The 16,385-nt window shown below is 72.3% G+C and carries 13 protein-coding genes; 2 read left to right on the top strand and 11 right to left on the bottom strand.

The genetic code is table 11. The annotated features are described in order from the left end of the window. Window positions 1–61 precede the first annotated feature (61 nt). Entirely contained in the window at window positions 62–1,189 is a 1,128-nt protein-coding gene (locus tag Raf01_RS43765) for a Gfo/Idh/MocA family protein (RefSeq protein ID WP_203924065.1), read from the top strand. A gap of 31 nt (window positions 1,190–1,220) precedes the next feature. Here Raf01_RS43765 and Raf01_RS43760 read toward each other — a convergent pair whose 3' ends face one another. The 4 genes from Raf01_RS43760 to Raf01_RS43745 form a co-directional block, all read right to left on the bottom strand. Beyond that, window positions 1,221–1,571, bottom strand: coding sequence for a hypothetical protein (locus Raf01_RS43760; RefSeq protein ID WP_203924064.1), 351 nt, complete (start codon window positions 1,569–1,571; stop codon window positions 1,221–1,223). Beyond that, the gene (locus tag Raf01_RS43755; protein ID WP_203924063.1) at window positions 1,547–2,593 is read right to left on the bottom strand and encodes an aldo/keto reductase family protein; all 1,047 of its coding nucleotides are present in this window, start codon (window positions 2,591–2,593) and stop codon (window positions 1,547–1,549) included. Before Raf01_RS43755 ends, Raf01_RS43760 begins: the two co-directional genes overlap by 25 nt. A 93-nt stretch (window positions 2,594–2,686) precedes the next feature. Beyond that, complete coding sequence (locus Raf01_RS43750; protein ID WP_203924062.1) at window positions 2,687–5,491, bottom strand: carbohydrate-binding protein; 2,805 nt, start codon at window positions 5,489–5,491, stop codon at window positions 2,687–2,689. Window positions 5,492–5,918: 427 nt separating this feature from the next. Next, the gene (locus Raf01_RS43745) at window positions 5,919–6,650 is read right to left on the bottom strand and encodes an SDR family NAD(P)-dependent oxidoreductase (protein WP_203924097.1); all 732 of its coding nucleotides are present in this window, start codon (window positions 6,648–6,650) and stop codon (window positions 5,919–5,921) included. Window positions 6,651–6,812: 162 nt separating this feature from the next. Between Raf01_RS43745 and Raf01_RS43740 the strand changes: the two genes are divergently transcribed. Beyond that, entirely contained in the window at window positions 6,813–7,328 is a 516-nt protein-coding gene (locus Raf01_RS43740; RefSeq protein WP_239134443.1) for a MarR family winged helix-turn-helix transcriptional regulator, read from the top strand. Between the two features lie 14 nt (window positions 7,329–7,342). On the opposite strand, the gene Raf01_RS43735 is transcribed toward Raf01_RS43740, so the two are convergent. Genes Raf01_RS43735 through Raf01_RS43705 form a run of 7 tightly spaced genes read right to left on the bottom strand, consistent with a single transcriptional unit; the run spans window position 7,343 to window position 16,327 of the window. Next, the gene (locus Raf01_RS43735) at window positions 7,343–8,182 is read right to left on the bottom strand and encodes an HpcH/HpaI aldolase/citrate lyase family protein (RefSeq protein WP_239134442.1); all 840 of its coding nucleotides are present in this window, start codon (window positions 8,180–8,182) and stop codon (window positions 7,343–7,345) included. Continuing rightward, window positions 8,182–9,405, bottom strand: coding sequence for a CaiB/BaiF CoA transferase family protein (locus Raf01_RS43730; RefSeq protein ID WP_203924060.1), 1,224 nt, complete (start codon window positions 9,403–9,405; stop codon window positions 8,182–8,184). Before Raf01_RS43730 ends, Raf01_RS43735 begins: the two co-directional genes overlap by 1 nt. Next, entirely contained in the window at window positions 9,402–10,676 is a 1,275-nt protein-coding gene (locus Raf01_RS43725; RefSeq protein ID WP_203924059.1) for an alpha/beta hydrolase, read from the bottom strand. The genes Raf01_RS43730 and Raf01_RS43725 overlap by 4 nt, the downstream gene beginning before the upstream one ends. After that, window positions 10,676–12,679: an SUMF1/EgtB/PvdO family nonheme iron enzyme gene (locus tag Raf01_RS43720; RefSeq protein WP_203924058.1), complete on the bottom strand. Its 2,004-nt coding sequence runs from the start codon at window positions 12,677–12,679 to the stop codon at window positions 10,676–10,678. Before Raf01_RS43720 ends, Raf01_RS43725 begins: the two co-directional genes overlap by 1 nt. Then, window positions 12,676–13,761, bottom strand: coding sequence for a ribokinase (locus Raf01_RS43715; RefSeq protein ID WP_203924057.1), 1,086 nt, complete (start codon window positions 13,759–13,761; stop codon window positions 12,676–12,678). The genes Raf01_RS43720 and Raf01_RS43715 overlap by 4 nt, the downstream gene beginning before the upstream one ends. Beyond that, window positions 13,758–15,170, bottom strand: coding sequence for an ADP-ribosylglycohydrolase family protein (locus Raf01_RS43710; RefSeq protein ID WP_203924056.1), 1,413 nt, complete (start codon window positions 15,168–15,170; stop codon window positions 13,758–13,760). The genes Raf01_RS43715 and Raf01_RS43710 overlap by 4 nt, the downstream gene beginning before the upstream one ends. Further along, complete coding sequence (locus Raf01_RS43705) at window positions 15,167–16,327, bottom strand: ADP-ribosylglycohydrolase family protein (RefSeq protein WP_203924055.1); 1,161 nt, start codon at window positions 16,325–16,327, stop codon at window positions 15,167–15,169. Before Raf01_RS43705 ends, Raf01_RS43710 begins: the two co-directional genes overlap by 4 nt. Window positions 16,328–16,385 lie beyond the last annotated feature (58 nt).

The following is a 16,385-nucleotide window of genomic DNA, read 5'->3' as shown; positions in this document are numbered from 1 at the left end:
GGATAGTGCATACGGTGGAGCGGGCGGTCACAAAGAGAATCGACTCCGAAGGGGGCAGCTCATGTCCGTTGGCCAGCCGACGAACGTCGGCATCGTCGGCTGCGGCACCATCTCCGGCCAGTACCTGCGCACCATCGACCGCTTGCCGTCGCTGCGGCTGACCGCGGTCGCCGACCTCGACGCCGCGCGGGCCCAGGCGATCGCCGCCACCCGCCCGCAGGTGCGCGCACTGACCGTCGACGAACTGGTCGCCGACCCGCGGGTCGACATCGTGCTGAACCTGACCGTGCCGGCCGCGCACGCCGCCGTGGCGCTCGCCGCCATCGCCGGTGGAAAGGACGTCTACGGCGAGAAGCCGCTGGCCGCCGACACCGAGCAGGCCCGTCCGGTGCTCGCCGCCGCCGAGGCCGCCGGGGTCCGCGTCGGGTGCGCTCCAGACACCGTCCTGGGTACCGGCATCCAGACGGCCCGGCGGGCGATCGACGACGGCGTCATCGGTACCCCGGCGGCGGCGACCGCCACCATGGTGACGCCCGGCCACGAACGCTGGCACCCGAACCCGGACTTCTACTACCTCGCCGGAGGCGGCCCACTGCTGGACATGGGGCCCTATTACCTCACCGCCCTGGTGACCCTGCTCGGCCCGGTCACGACGGTGGTCGGCGCGGCGAGCCGCGCCCGGGCGGAGCGCGTCATCGGATCCGGCCCCCGCACGGGCCAGGCGGTGCCGGTGCTGATCGACACCCACGTGACCGGAGTGCTGATCCACCGGTCCGGGGCCTTGTCCACACTGCTGATGAGCTTCGACGGGGTCGCCACCCGGGCGGCACCCATCGAGGTGCACGGCAGTACGGCGTCGCTGATGGTGCCCGACCCCAACAAGTTCGACGGCGAGGTACGGCTGCGCGGGCTCGACGACACCGACTGGCGGCCCGTACCCACCAGTGCCGGCTACCTCGACGCCGGACGCGGGTACGGGCTGGCCGACCTGGCGGCCACGCCTCGATCTGGGCGGTCCGGCACCGAACAGCCCCGGGCCGGTGCGGCGATCGCGTTCCACGTTCTCGACGTCATGGAGTCGCTGCTGGCCTCCGCCGGGTCCGGTCAGGCGGTCACGGTGCGGAGCACCTGCCCGCGCCCGGCCGCCGTGCCGCTGACCTCGCTCGTACCGGCGCGGACCACCCGGTGACTCGCGGCATGGTCACGCGCGGCACGGTCTCTCACAGCACGAGCAGGTAGGCGAGGCCCACCCCGGCGAGCATGGCGAGCGTTCCGGTAAGCACCGGCGGACGGACCCGCAGCCACACCAGCAACCGAAGGGCGAGCAGCGCGAACAGGCAGTGGAGTCCCAGCAACACCACGACGATCGTAAGCTCGTCGCTGAGCGTTCCACGGGTGTGCGGTACACACGGACCCCAGCCCTCACAGGTGTCGCTGCCTGCCGGCAGGGCCAACCACCACATTGCCAGGCCGAGGAGCGCAAGCAGGTACCAGCCGAGCAGAACCCTCGCGCTCCGCCGGTAGAGCGTGCCGGACGAGTTGCCGGCTACCGGAGACTGGGGTTCGGCCACGCGGGCTGCGCCCACTCCGGTTTGACCGACATCATCTGGGCCGTCTTGGCCGGATCTCGGTCGATCAGGTCGCCCAGCAGGTCGTCGATCTGGGCCAGCAGGCTCGCGTCGAGCCGGATCCCGGCCGCGGTCGCGTTCTCCGAGACCTGCTCCGGCCGGGACGCGCCGATGATCGCGGAGCTGACGCCGTCCCGCGACAGCGTCCAGGCGATCGCCAGTTGGGCCATGGACAGGCCCGCGGCGTCGGCGAGCGGGCGGAGTTGCTGCACCCGGTCCAGCAGCCGATCGCCGAGCACCCGGCCGATGAACCTTGGAGCCCGGCCTCCGCTGGCCGCGCGCGATCCGTCCGGCGGCTGCTCACCCGGGCGGTACTTGCCGGTCAGCACCCCTTGGGCCAGCGGCTGGAAGATGAGCTGACCGATGCCCTCCCGCTGGCACAGCGGCAGCACCTCGGGCTCGATCACCCGCCACAGCATGTTGTACTGCGGCTGGTTGGACACGATGCGGCGGGGCAGCCCGAGTTGGTCGGCGAGGTCGAGCGCTTCCCGGATCTGGCCTGCCGTCCACTCCGACACGCCCAGGTACAGCACCTTTCCCTGCCGTACCAGATCGTCGAACGCGAGCAGCGTCTCTTCCAGCGGCGTCCGGTCGTCGAACCGGTGCGCCTGGTACAGGTCGACGTAGTCGGTGCCCAGCCGGCGCAGCGAGGCGTGGCAGGACTCCATGATGTGTTTGCGGGACAGCCCGCGATCGTTGGGTCCTTCCCCGGTCGGCAGGCAGACCTTCGTGGCGACCTCGACCGACTCCCGACGCACCCCGCGCAGCGCCCCGCCCAGAAGCTCCTCGGCGGCACCCTGGGCATACACGTCGGCGGTGTCGAACGTCGTGATGCCGGCGTCCAAAGCGGCGCGCACGCACGCCAGGGCGGCTTCCCGCTCGACCAGCTCGCCGTGGGTGAGCCAGTTTCCGTAGGTGACTTCGCTGACGTGCAGGCCGCCGCTGCCGAGAGGACGATGTTCCACGCTCCAAGACGCTAGCACGGGTCGTCGTGCGGGCGCCGCCGAGCGCGAGGCTCGACGGCGCCCGCCGGGTGTTCGCCGCTACCGGTGTTCGCGCTACCGGTTCCAGACCTGGAGTTCGGAGACCTGTGCGGCGGGCCAGCCGGTGTTGGCGGTGACGGTGATTCGCCAGTACCGTTGTGAGCTGGCCGCGAACGTGATGGTGACGGTGTTGCTACCGGCCGGCGAGAACGTGTACGTCGCCGGTGCCTTCACGGTGGTGAAGTTCGATCCGTCGGTGGAGCCGAGCACCGAGAGCGTCTCGTCGCGCGCCCCCCACGACCCCGGCAGTTGCAGCACCACCCGGCCGGCCTGCTGGGACGAGCCCAGATCCACCTGAACCCACTGCGGGAAGGCGTTGTTCGCGCTCTCCCAGTACGAGTTCTGGTTCCCGTCGGTCACGTTCGACGACTCGTACACGTCGGTGTGCGACGACTCCCCGTTGGGCCTGCCGGCCGCCAGGTTCGTGCCGCCGCTACCGCCCGCGGTGAACTGGAGGCTGTTGAGGTTCCAGCCGCCGCTGTCCTCGGCGAGGGTCAGCACCTGCTGCCCGGCGGGCAGCGTCAGCTGGGCGGTGACCGTGGTCCAGAGCTGCCAGTCGCCGGTGGCCGGCACGTTGACGCTGCCGGTGAGGTTGGCCCCGGACGCGTTGCTCAGGTGCAGCGCCCCGGCGACGGCGCTGGGCGCGGCGACTCTTGCGCTGAGCGTGTACGTGCCGGCCGACGCGACATTCACCGTGTACCGGAACCACTGGCCGCCACCGGTCCAGCCGAGGTTGTACCCGCCGCCGGAGTCCGCTGTCGTTTCCAGGTCGACGCCGTCGGCCCGGTACCCGTTGGCGGTGCCATTGACGGAGTTGACGCCGTAGCCGACGCCCTGGCCGCCGGTGTCGTAGTTCTCGGCCTCCACGACGCCGGGAACGGCCGCGGCGGTGCCGCCGTACGGACCCTCCGGAGTCCCGCCGCCCTGCCAACTGTTGCCGCTCAGGGTCGCGGCGAAGCCGCCGGAGTTGTTGGTGAACGGGGACGCACCCGCCCGCAGGCCGGTCACCGTGTTGCCGGTGATGGTGGCCGAGCCGCTGGGTGCCGGATAGAACGGCGGGGCGATGACGACGCCGTTGCGCCACGGCGAGCCGACCGTGTTGTTCTGCAGCAGCGTGTTGGTGGACGTGGAGAAGCCGATCCCGTCGTAGAGCGCACCGGTGACCGTGTTGTTGGTGACGCTCACCCGGTCGACGACGCCGACATTCTGGCCGTCGCCGCCGTTGCCCACGTGCAGCGCGGGCTGGCCCTGGCTGTAGGCGTTGCCGCCGGACCTCGCGACGACGTTGCCGTTGACAGTGGCGCCGAGCAGATCGTTGCCGTTGACGCCGAACCGGCCGGCGCCCAGGCCGATGTAGCGGGCGGTGTCGGAGATGGAGTTGTACTCGACATCCTGGTCGCTGCCGCCGTAGATGCCGATGCCCTTGCCGCCCCAGGGAGCGACGATGGTGTTGTGCGTCATCGTGATGTGCGACATGGGCGTGTAGTACGTCCGGTTGTCACCGGAGTCGGTGTTGTAGTTGACCGAGTTGATGGCCATCCCGTCGTCGCCGGTACCCCGGACGAAGTTGTTCGTCGCGGTGAGGTTGTTGCCGACGGAGTTGTTCAGCGAGACGTTGTTGAGGTTGATGCCGTCCGCCCAGATCGCGGTCAGCCGACTGTTCTCGACGGTACCGCCGGTGCCGGAGGCCCAGAAGCCGGACTCGACGTGCTGGCTCCAGATTCCGTTGGCGACCCAGTTCGTACCCGTGGTGTCCATGGCACCCCCGCCGCCGTCGACCATGGCACGGCTGCGGGCGTCGGAGTCGAGGTGGAAGTTCTGCACGGTACAGGAGGTCAGGTTGAACAGGGCGGCGAGCGGAGTGTTGTTGGGCAGCGGGACGTCCCGGTAGATGGTGCTGTACCACATACCGGCGCCGGCGATGGTGATTCCGTTGGCCTGCAACCCGGTCGTGCCCTTGAGATAAAACGTGCCGGCCGGGATCCACAGGGTCTTGTGCTGAGACTGGGCCTGGTTGACGCAGTTCTGGATGGCGGCCGTGCTGTCGACCGCCGAACTGTCACCGGACCCGTTGGTCGGGTTGTTGTCGGCGACCGCGCCGCAGCTGGCGATCGAGATGGAGTTGGCCGGCTGGGCAAGCGCAGCGGGCGGGTTCTCCACGTCGACGGTGTCGATGTCGTAGAACGCCGCGTTGTTGGCCGCGTCCCGCTTCAGGGTGAGGGTGCTGCCGGGGGCGATCGGCGTACCGGTGACGAACGTCCGGAACTCGTCGAAGAAGTCGCGCGGGTCGCCGTCGGCCGGGTTCTGGTCGCTGCCGTTGTAGTTGTTGTTCCCCTCGTAGAACCAGCTCTGCTTCGAGTTCAGGTTCAACGCCTGCCGGAACGTGTTGTCGACGTAGAGGTCGAGCGTGGCGGTCGTGCCGGTGCCGTTCGCGGAGTCCGGGATGCTCACCCGGACGTTGATCGCGCTGATCGGCGCTCCGGTGCCGTTCGTCCACTGCACGCTCTGCCCGGTGCCGCTCAGCTGCACGTACGCGTGCCCGGACGCCTCCAGCGCGGCGCTGGAGTACTGCGTGGACGGCGCGGCCGTCAGTGACACCGCCGTGGCTCCGCCGCCCAGTGTGCCGGCTTCGGCCTCGTAGCTGGTGAATGGCAGTGTGGCCCCCGCGCCGGAAGCCGCGATCCCGGGCGCCGCCGGTGCCAGCGCGGCATGTGCCAGCGCGGGAGCGGCCAGCGCGGCATTTGCCAACGCGGGGGCGGCCAGCATGGCCACGAGCACTTTCGGCAGGCAGCGCGCAGCGACGTTTCTTGTCCGTCTCATCGAATCCTCCTGGACCTGCGGTACGGGGACGGCGTCATACCACCGCGGTCCGTGAGCGGCCATGCCTGCGGCGTGCGCACCGGCCCCGCTCTCTGCGGACGATGCCGGTCGACGTGCGCCGGAGGTATCCGGAGCGCGACTTGGAAATCGACGTTGACTGATGCAAATCCAACGCCGCCGAGATCGTTCCGTCAAGGCCCGACACAAGGCCCAGCGCATGGCCCAGCGCACGGCTCAGCGCTGAGGCCCGGCTCAGCGCGAGGCCGAGTCAGCGCTAGACAAGGCTCAGCGCGAGGCTCGCGCAACGCCCGGCGCGAGCCCGGTGCAAACACGCAGCGCGAGCCCGGTGCAAACGCAGCGCGAGCCCGGCGCAGACGCAGCGCGAGCCCAGCGCGAGCCGGTCCGCCGCGGGCCGCCGGTGCCGTGCTCAGCGCCCGGTCACCGCGCCGCCGTTGACGTGCAGCACCTGACCGGTGATGTGAACCCCACCCGGTGAGGCCAGGAACAGCACGGTGGCGGCGATGTCGGCCGGCGTACCGGCGCGCCCGTTGGTGGTCTGCGAGATCAGCGTCGTTCGCCGCTGTTCGCTCATCCGGTCCCGGAAGAACTCGGTCGCCTCGATGTAGCCGGGGGCGATCACGTTGGCGCTGATGCCATCCCGGCCGAGTTCCTGGGCCAGGGTGAGGTTCCATGCCTCGACGGCCGCCTTTGCCGCGCCGTAGGAGCCGGAACCGCCACGGTGTGCCGCGATGGAGCTGAGGTTGACCACAGCTCCCCCGGCCGCCAGGCGCGGGCGCAGCGCTTCAGTCACCAGTACCGCGGAAAGCACGTTGGCGTCCAGGTTGGCGCGCCACGCCTGAGCCAGGCCGGCCAGGTCATCGGCCGTGTCGGCGTCGAAGTCGGTGTTGCCTCCGGCGTTGTTGACCAGCACATCCACCCGCTCGGGCAGATCGGCCAGCGCCGCCTCGACCTGCACCGGGTCGGCGGCGTCGAAGGCGACGGCGCGCACGTTCCGGCCCAGCCGGGCGGCGGTGTCGTCCAGGACGTCCTTGCGCCGCCCGGTAATCACCACCTGGTCACCCTGGCCGGCGAACGCCTCGGCGACCGCCCGCCCGATTCCCGTGCCTCCACCGGTGACGACCACGTGACGCATACCCACTCCTCGTTTAGCGCTAAACGTCTGTGGCACACTACCACCGTGACGACGCCGAGGACGACGCCGGCAATGACGCCGGCAGTGACGCCGGGAACAGCTCCGGAACCAACACCGGGAACGACCGCGAGTGCGACGGCGCCGGAAACGGGAGCGCTGGAAACGGGAGTGCCGGGCCGGTCCGGGCCGGACCGGGCGGACCTGATCGCCGACGCCTGGCAGCGCGAACAGCCCGGGGTTCCAGTCGGTTCCATCGGCGTCCTCACCCGCATCCACCAGGCCGCCAAGTTGCTGGCCGACCAGCGGCGCCGCGCACTGACCGGCATCGGCATGGATGCCGCCACGCTCGACCTGCTCAGTACCCTGCGCCGATCCGGGCCACCGTACCGGCTGTCCACCCGCGAACTCACCGCCCGATGCCTGGTCACCGCCGGGGCGATCACCCAGCGGGTCGACCGGGCCGAGCGGGAGGGCCTGGTGCGCCGCCTGGCCACCACGCCGGGCAGCCGCACGGTTCCGGTGGAGCTGACCGATCGGGGACACCGCGCGGTCGGGGACGCGGTCAGCGAACTGCTGGCGTACGAGCAAACTCTCCTCGACGACCTGGATCCGGCCGAGCAGGAGGAGTTGGCCCGCCTGCTCGCCCTGTTCCTGCGCGGCCTGCACGACCGGGCCGGCGGCTAGGTGTACTGGCTCAGCTAGGCCCTGTCCTCGGCCGGTGGGTACCGGCGGGCCAGTGCCACCACCCGGCGTGCCTGCTCGACCATGGCGCGGTCGGCGAACCGGCCGTCCGGCAGCACCGCCGTACCGCTGCCGGACGCGTCCGCGGCATCCAGCGCGGCCAGCAACTCCTCGGCCCGGGCCAGTTGGGCCGAGGACGGCCGGAATGCGTCCACGATGACCGGCAACTGCCGGGGATGGATGGCCGTCCGGCCGAGAAACCCCAGCGACCGGCCGGTACGGCAGGACGCGGCCAGCCCGTCGAGGTCGCGCACGTCCGGGTAGACCGACATCGCGGGAGCTGGCAGGCCCGCGGCGCGCGCGGCGAGGATCGCCCGGCCGCGGGCGTAGGCGAGGCCGGCGTCATCGGACACTCCCAGATCCGAGCGCAGGTCGGCCTCGCCGAGGGCCAGGCCGGCCACGGCCGGATGGGCGGTGGCGATGTCGTACGCGCGCTGCACGCCGAGCGCGGATTCGAGCAGTGGGTACAGCTCGACACCACGCGGTACCTCGGCGGCGGTCCGCGCCACGTCGGCCGCCGAGTTCACCTTGGGCAGGCGAAGGCCGGTCAGTCCCGGGGCGCCGGCGATCGCGGCCAGGTCGGCGACGGCGTCCCGGGTGCCGAACTCGTTGATCCGCACGTGTACCGGTACCTCGTGCCGCACCGCGCAGAACTCCGCGACAGCCTCCCGCGCGGTCGCCTTGTTCCGCGGGTGCACGGCGTCCTCCAGGTCGAGGATGACGGTGTCGGCGCCGCTGGCGACCGCCTTGGCGAACCGGTCCGGCCGGTCTCCCGGAACGTACAACCAGGTGAGCATCAAACCACTCCCGCCGCGCGCAGTTCTGCCACCCGCCCGGGCGTCAGGCCCAACCCGGCGAGCACATCCTCGGTGTCAGCGCCGTGCGGTCGCCCGGCGAAACGGATCCGGCCGGGTGTGTCGGCGAGCCGGAACGGCACGTTCTGCATGCGCAGCGGCCCGAGTTCGGGATCGTCCACAGTGACCACCGTGTCCAGAGCCGCATACTGCGGGTCGGCCAGGATGTCCGGCACGGTGTAGATCGGCGCGACCGCCGCCTCCGCGGCCTCGAACGCGGCCACCACCTCGTCCCGGGACCGGGCGGCGACCCAGCTCGCCACGGCGGCGTCCAGTTCGTCGGCGTGCGCGGCGCGCTGCCGACCGGAGCCGAACCACGGCTGCGCGACGAGATCGGGGCGCCCGACCAGATTCAGCACCCGCTCGGCGATGCTCTGCGCGCTGGTGGATACCGCGACCCAGCCGCCGTCGGCACAGCGGTAGGTGTTGCGTGGGGCGTTGTTGTTGGACCGGTTGCCCAGCCGCGGCTGGAGGTACCCGATCTGGTCGTACCAGGTGATCTGCGGGCCCAGCATCGCCATGATGGGCTCGATGATGGCCACGTCGACCACCTGACCGCGCCCGGTGGCGCCGCGCGCCGTCAGCGCGAGGTTCACCGCGAACGCGGTGGCCAGCGCGGCGACCGAGTCGGCCAGGCCGAACGGCGGAAGGGTCGGTGGCCCGTCGGGCTCCCCGGTGGCGGCGGCGAACCCGCTCATCGCCTCGGCGAGGGTGCCGAACCCGGGTCGGCGGGCGTACGGGCCGGTCTGCCCGAACCCGCTGACCCGGGCCATGACCAGTCCCGGGTTGTCGGCGAACAGCTCGTCCGGCCCGATCCCCCAGCGTTCCAGAGTGCCGGGGCGGAAGTTCTCGATGAGTACGTCGGCGGTGGCCACCAGTTGCCGCGCCAGGGCGGCACCGTCCGGTGTGGACAGATCGAGGGTGGTTGTCCGCTTGTTGCGGCCGAGCACTTTCCACCACAGGCCCACCCCGTCCTTGCCGGGGCCGTGCCCGCGCGACGGATCGGGGCGGCGGGGGTGCTCGACCTTGATGACCTCGGCGCCGAAGTCACCGAGGAACGCCCCGGCCAGGGGGCCGGCGAACAGGGTGGCGAACTCGACCACGCGGAGGCCGGACAGCGGGCCCGGCGCCGGTTGCGGTGCGGCGGTTGCGTCGTCGACGGTCACTGGTTGTCCTTCGGGGGTGCGGAGGTGCCGGGAATCGACGCCTCGATCGGTGCGGCGACGGTGGATGCGGCGGCGGTGGGTGCGGCGGCGGTCCTCGCTGCGGCATTGGGTGCGGCGACAGTGGGTGCGGCGGCGGTCCCTGCGGTGGCATTGGATGCGGTGGCTGCCCACTCGGCGGCCGCCCGTTCCGTGGCTGCCGGTTCCGTGGCTGCCGGTTCCGTGGCTGCCGGTGCAGTGGCTGCCGGTGCAGTGGCGACCGATTCGGTGACGGCCGGCGAAGCCGGTTGTGTCGCGGCGGAGCCGGGAGTCCCGGCCGGATGTGCCGCCGCTCGCAGCAGCGGGCCGAGGAACTCCAGGCCCTCGGCGAGCGCCGGCAACCAGGTGCTCCAGTCGTGGCCGCCGGGCAACACGCGTGCGCGAGCGCGGATGCCCGGAATCCGGCGCACGGCTTCGTACAGCGCCTCGTGCTCGGAGCCGATGTCGTGCCGGGACGGCCGTTGCGGGTGCTCAACCTGCGCGTGCTCAGCCTGCGCGTGGTCGCCCTGCGCGTGGTCGCCCGACTCGTAATCGCCCCGGCCGACCGCGATGAACAGGTGCAGCGGCAGCGTGGGGTCCACCGACGGCAGCAGCGCCGGATAGCTGAGCCGCCGGTACGTGTCCTCGTCGAAGACCCGCTCACCCGAACCGTACGCGCCAAAGGCCCGGGTGTTGGAATCGGCCGGCGGCAGCGGCACGTACACCGCCGGGCTGAGCACCAGCGCGTGCGCGAACAGGCGCTGGTGCGCCAGGGCGAGGCGCAGGGCACCGGCGCCACCCATCGAGTACCCGCCGACCACCCGGCCCTCACGAGTCGCGATGGTCCGGTACGCCGCGTCCACCGCCGGTACCAGGTCGCGAACGAGCGCGGTCTCCATCGGCTTCCCAGGACCGTGACCGCGGTCCCCGTCACCGATGTCCCCGGTGTACGCCGAGTCCACGTACCAGCCGGCGCGGCCGCTCCACGGCGCGTCCGGTGCGACCGCGATGACCGGCGGCACGCGCCCGTCGCCGATCAGCCCGTCCAGCATCGTCACGGCCCGGTCGAACGAGTTCATGGAGTCGCCGCGACCGTGCAGCAGGTACAGCACCGGGTACCGGTCGGGGCCGTGCTGGTCAGGGCCGTGCTGGTCGTGGCCGTGCTGGTAGCCCGGCGGCAGGTACAGCGTGCAGGCGATCGGCGAGCCCAGCGTGGCCGAGGGTACCTCGGTGGAAATCGTCGTGCCGGTCCTCATCAGTCAAGCGCCGGCAGGTCGGCCGCGCAACGGAAGCCGATCGACGGTGACCGGGTCAGCCCGGCGCCCATCAACAACAGCTTCACCGAGACGTCGGGCTCCTGCGGCCCGCCGTCCAGGTACCAGTCCGACCCGGTGGCCCGGAAAGCCGCGCCGCCCTTGAGGATCGCGAACCGGGTACGCCCGTCCGTGTGCTCGCTCTCGGTCCAGTTCCACACCAGCGGCTCGGCGCGACGCAGCAGCCCCGCCGCCGCGGCCACCTGCCACTCGTCCTCGGTCGGCAGGCGCAGTCCGGCCCAGGCCGCATACGCCCGCGCGTCGACGAGCTCGACGTGGGTCACCGCGGCACCGGCCGGACCCGCGGTGGCCAGCGCGAAGCGCTCCTCGCGTACCGGCCGGTAGCCGGTCGCCTCCAGGAACGCGGTGAACTCGGCGACGGTCACCTCCTGCCGGGCGATGGCGAACCGGCCCAGGGTCACGTCCCGTACCAGGGTGGCGTGGTGGTGCAGGCGTGGAGGCAGCGGCTTCCACTCGTCGACGTACGGCGCCTCGCCGTACAGGCCGGTCTCCCGCACCCGGTACCGGACGGTCAGCTCGTACCGGCCGGCGTCCACCGCCACCATGCCCTCCGGTACGGCCGGCCGCGGCGCCACCGGTACCGGCAGCCGCACCGCCGCACGGGTCGGGAACGTGGTGTCGGCCTCCGAGTCCGGAGATGTGTCCACAGTGGACTCGGTGGATTCGACGGGCTCGGCATCGTCGCCCAACCCGGTCGCCACCACCGCGGCGATCCCGCCCGGCGGCAGCGTTCCACCGATCGCGACCCGGCCGCCGTCCAGTGGCTCCGGTGCCAGCTCACGCCCGTCGACCGGGTCGAGCCAACGCCGGCCGGGCAGCGCGTCGGTGACGATCCACCGGCCCCGGTACGCCTCGTCGCTCCGGTTGACCACCGTCCACAGTGTCGTGTCACGCAGTTCCCAGCGGGAGGTGTACACCGGCGCGTCTCCTCCGGGATGGTCGGCCAGCGGCGTCCACCGGCCGTCGGTGAACCACTCGGAGAACCGGTGTTGCACGCGGCGCATGGCCCGCAGCAGCGCGCGGTCCCGGGCGCTCCAGCCGACCCACACCCCGAACACCGTGTCCCAGATCAGTACCCCGGTGCCGTTGAGCCAGGCGGACTGCAGTTCCTCGGCGTGGCTGCGGTGCCACCGTCGGGTGTGGTGCAGCGTGTGTCGCCGCTCGAACCACTTGGTCCGCAGCACACCCGGTACCGGTGAGTCGGCGAACCACTGCGCCCAGGACATCGCGTGGTCGTGCACGCGGGCCAGCGGTACCCGCGACTCGGACTCCAGCGCCACCCCCGCGGGCAGCGCCGCCCGCAGCTCGCCGGCACCCTCCTTGAGGGTGTCCAGGAACACGCCGTCCACACCGAGGTCGGCCACCAGCGCGGCGATCGCCGCCACGTCGCCGTCCGGCTCCCTACGAGTACCGGTGTCCCACGGGTTGTAGTCGATGAACACCCGTACCCCGGCCCGCCGCAGCGTGTCGACCAGCTCGGGCAGCTCCGGGATGTCACGGTAGAAGTCGTACTGGTTGCGTTCGTCCAGCCCGATCACGGGGTACGCGTGCCAGAGCACCACGCCGTCGAAGCCGCCGAACTGTTCGCGCGCCTGCGCGAGGAACGCCTCGGGCCGGAACCGGCCGGTGGCGTGGTCGTAGAGCCGCTCGTCCCACAGCCACACCAGGGCGACCGAGTAGCAGGACGACACCCAGCGGGCGTCCCGGTAGGCGCCGGTGGCATCGGCCCGGCTGTCGTAGTCCAGCCGGGCGCGCGCTTCGCTGCGCCACCGGCCGAGCGCCTCCCGCCAGGCGGGCCAGTCCGCGGGGTCGTCCGGTGCCGTGAAGATCTTCGCCTCGTCCAGCACGGACAGGTCCGCCCGCGGTTCCAGCGGCACCGGGGTCGGGCGGTCGATCGGCCGGGGCCGGTACGGGTCGAACGTCATGCCGCCTGCCCATCGGTGGCAGCCTGTCCGGCGGGATCGGGGTACGCGGCGGCGAACAGCTCGTCGATCTGCCCGCGTACCGGCAGGGACCCGGCCGCGCCCAAGGTACGGGCGCACACGGCACCGGCCGCGCAGGCCCACCGTAGGGCGGCGCCCATCGGCCGCCCCTCGATCCAGGCGACGGTCAGCGCTCCGACGAACGCGTCGCCGGCCGCAGTCGTGTCTACAGTGGACACGACCGGCGCCGGTACGGTCAGCCGCACGCCCGCTTCGCCATCCACCGCGCGTTCGCCATCCACCGCGCGTTCGCCGTAGACCGCACCGGCCGCGCCCAGCGTCATGACCGCTCGCGGCGCCAGTTCGAGTAGCCCGTCCAGCAACCGCTCGACACCGGCACCGGGCAACCCGGTCACCACCTCCGCCTCGCCCCGGTTCACCACGAGCAGATCGGTCGCCGCGATCAGCTCGGCGGGCAGCGGCCGGGCCGGCGCGGCATTGAGAACCACCCGCACGCCGGCGTCCCGCGCCGCGACCGCGGCCTCGGTGACCGTCTCGATCGGTACCTCCAGCTGGCAGACCAACGCGTCCGCGCCGACGATCGCGGCCCGCTCCGGCCCGGTCAGCCCGGTCAGTGCCGCGTTGGCGCCCGGCGCGACGAGGATCTGGTTCTCCCCCGCGGCGTCGACCGCGATCAGCGCCACGCCGGACGGTCCGGGGACCACCCGCAGCAGCGACGTGTCCACGCCCGCGTCCGCCAGCCCGGCGCGCAGGGCAGGACCGAAGTTGTCGTCGCCGACCGCGGCGACGGCCACACACCGGCCGCCTGCCCGGCTCGCGGCGATCGCCTGGTTGGCGCCCTTGCCCCCGGCCACCATGGTGAATCCGTGCCCGAGCACGGTCTCCCCCGGCCGGGGCAGGCTCGCCGCGGTGCCGACCAGGTCCATGTTCGCGCTGCCGAGCACGGCGACTCGGGCAGGAGCGGTGGCCCGGGTAGAGGCAGCGCCCGGGGCAGCGCCGGCGACCGGGGTAGGGCCGCCGACTGGAGTGGGGCCGGAGGCGGGGGTGAGGCCGGCGACGCTCATGCCGCGACCTTCAGCGTCCGTTCGGCCAGGGAGTCGAAGCCGATCCCGCCGGCCGCGGCGAACCCGGGAACCGAACTGGCCAGCCGGTTGCGCAGCGGCCGCACCAGTCGCTCCGGGAGCGCCCGCGCGCCGTGCAGGGCGCCCAGCACCCCGCCGACCGTGGCACCGGAGGAGTCGGTGTCCCAGCCGCCGGAGACCACCGCGAAGACGGACCGCTCGAAGTCCCCGGCGCCGTACGCGATCGCCGCGGTCAACAGTGCCGCGTTCGGCAGCACGTGTACCCAGTGCAGGTCCCCGTACCGGTCGTAGATCGCGTCGGCGATGCGCTCCCAATCCGTCTCACGTCCGGCCGCGTCGCGGGCGAACCGGACCGCCTCGGCGAACCGGCTCCGGGGCGGCACGACGGCCAGTCCCGCGTCCAGCACCCGGTTCACGTCCGACTCCACGAGCGCGGCCGCGCCCATCGCCGCGGCGTACATCGCGCCGTAGACGCCGTTGCGCACGTGGCTGATCCGAGCGTCCCGGAACGCCTGTTCGGCCGCGCGGTCCGGGCGGCCGGGGTTGACCCAGCCGTACAGGTCGGTGCGGATCTGCGCGCCGATCCACTGCCGGAACGGGTTGCGGACCCGGGCGGTGGCCGGCGGATCCATGCCCAGCAACAGGTTGCGGTACGCGATGCGCTCCGCGGTGAACACCCGCCCACCGGGCAGCAGGTCCAGCCACGCCTTGGCCACGTCGTCCGAGGTGAACTCCGGGCCGTGGCGCTCCAGCAGGTACAGCGCGATCAGCGGGTAGTTGAGGTCGTCGTCCTCGGGCATGCCGTCGATGTTCTCGACCAGGCTCGTGGTGCGGCTGGCCCGGTTCCATGGCCATCGCGCCGCGACGTCCTCGGGAAGCCCGACCGCGGTGAAGTAGTCGGACAGCGGCCAACGACCGGTGGCTTCGAGGATTTCCCGGATGCCCTGCCGGGGCACCTTCTCCACCGGCTTGCCGACCAGGCAGCCCACGGCCCGGCCGAGCCAGGCGCCGTGCAGCCGGTCGTACCGGTCGCCGTCCGGCGCAGCCCGCCCAGAGCCAGCCCGCCCAGAGCCGGCCAGCCCAGAGTCAGCCCGCCCAGAGCCAGCCGGTCCGAATTGAGTCGGCCAGCCGGCCCGGATGGCGGACAGCTCATCGGGCTCCTCCGCGCTGTCCGGTACCGCGACCCGCTCCAGCTCGTCCAGCAGCTCATCGGCCAGCGCCCGTAGCCGCGGCGACGCCGGCTCCGGCGAGGCACCCCCGACCGGTGGCCGCGCCGGCCCACCGGCCGCCACCCACCGCGCCTCGACGTCGCCGACCGGGCGGCCCTCCTCCCGGCTGGCCAGCAGCTCGTGCGGCAGCAGATCCTCCGGCTGGACCCAGGTGACTCTCATGAGGCCACTGGCTGTGGCTCGTCGGCGGCCAGCGCGGTGAACGACGCCTCGCGGGCCTGCGCCCGGGCCCGGTCCTTCGCGAAGATGTCCCGCGCGACGGCGGCCATCGTGCGGCCCGAGGCGGACAGGTCCAGTTGGCTGCCCTCGGCGACCGCGTCGCGCCACTCCCCCGGAATCGCCTCGATGCCGTGCAGGCCACCGATGATGGCTCCGGCCATGGTGGCGATGGAGTCCGAGTCGCGGCCGTAGTTCGTCGCGGCCAGTACGGCGCGCCGGTAGTCGCCCCGGGTCGCCACCACCGCGCCGAGTGCCAGCGGCAGCTCCTCGATGGCGTGCAGCCGGCTCGGACGGCGGGCGCCCAGGCCCGGCTCGCGGTAGTTCTCGCCGAGCGTGTCGAACGGCGCCATCACCGGCCGCAGCGCGGTGATGTCGGCCGTGTCGGCGGGCAGCTTCGCCGCCGCTTCGCAGACCGCCTCGACCGCCGAGCGGGTACCGTCGCGGGCCACCCGCAGGCTGGCCGCCACGATACTGTCCACAGTGGCGCCCGGTGCGAGGGCGGCGGCGACCGCGGCGGCGAACACACCCGCCGCCTCCCGGCCGTAGCTCGACTGGTGCGCCCCGGCGATGTCGATCGCCTCCGTGTACGCCCCGTCGGGGTCGCCCGCGTTCGCGACCCCGACCGGACCCATGTACATCGCCGCGCCGCAGTTGACGATGTTGCCGACGCCCGCCTCGCGGGGGTCGACGTGACCGTAGAACAGCCGGCTGACCAACCACTTCTCGGCCAGGAAGATGCGCTGGAGAGGCACCGACTCGGTCTCCAGCTCCGGAATCCACACCCGCTCGTTGATGAGTAGCGGTACCAGCAGTTCGTCGATGTCGTAGGCGCCGAGGTGGTCGCGCTTGGTCGCGTACACCTTGACCAGCATGTTGGTCATCAGGGTGTCGTCGGTGACGTGGCCGTCGCCCTTGTGGTACGGCGCGTGCGGCCGGGCGGTACGCCAGTCCGGTGCGAACGGGCCGACGATACCGGTGACCTCACCGCCGTACCGCGCCTTGATCTGCTCCGGGCTGCGGCCCTCGGTCGCACCGCCCAGCGCGTCGCCGACCGCCGCACCGGCCAGGGCACCGATCGCCCTGCGCTCCAACACACTCATCGCTTCCTCATGCCTCGTCTCGCTGCTTGGTGATGTCGATTCCGACCCGCCGACCCCC

The sequence above is a fragment of the Rugosimonospora africana genome (genome assembly GCF_016862975.1).
Taxonomy (GTDB): Bacteria; Actinomycetota; Actinomycetes; order Mycobacteriales; family Micromonosporaceae; genus Rugosimonospora; species Rugosimonospora africana.
The sequence above is the reverse complement of the archived record's forward strand: the minus strand, read 5'-3'. Positions and strand labels throughout refer to the sequence as shown.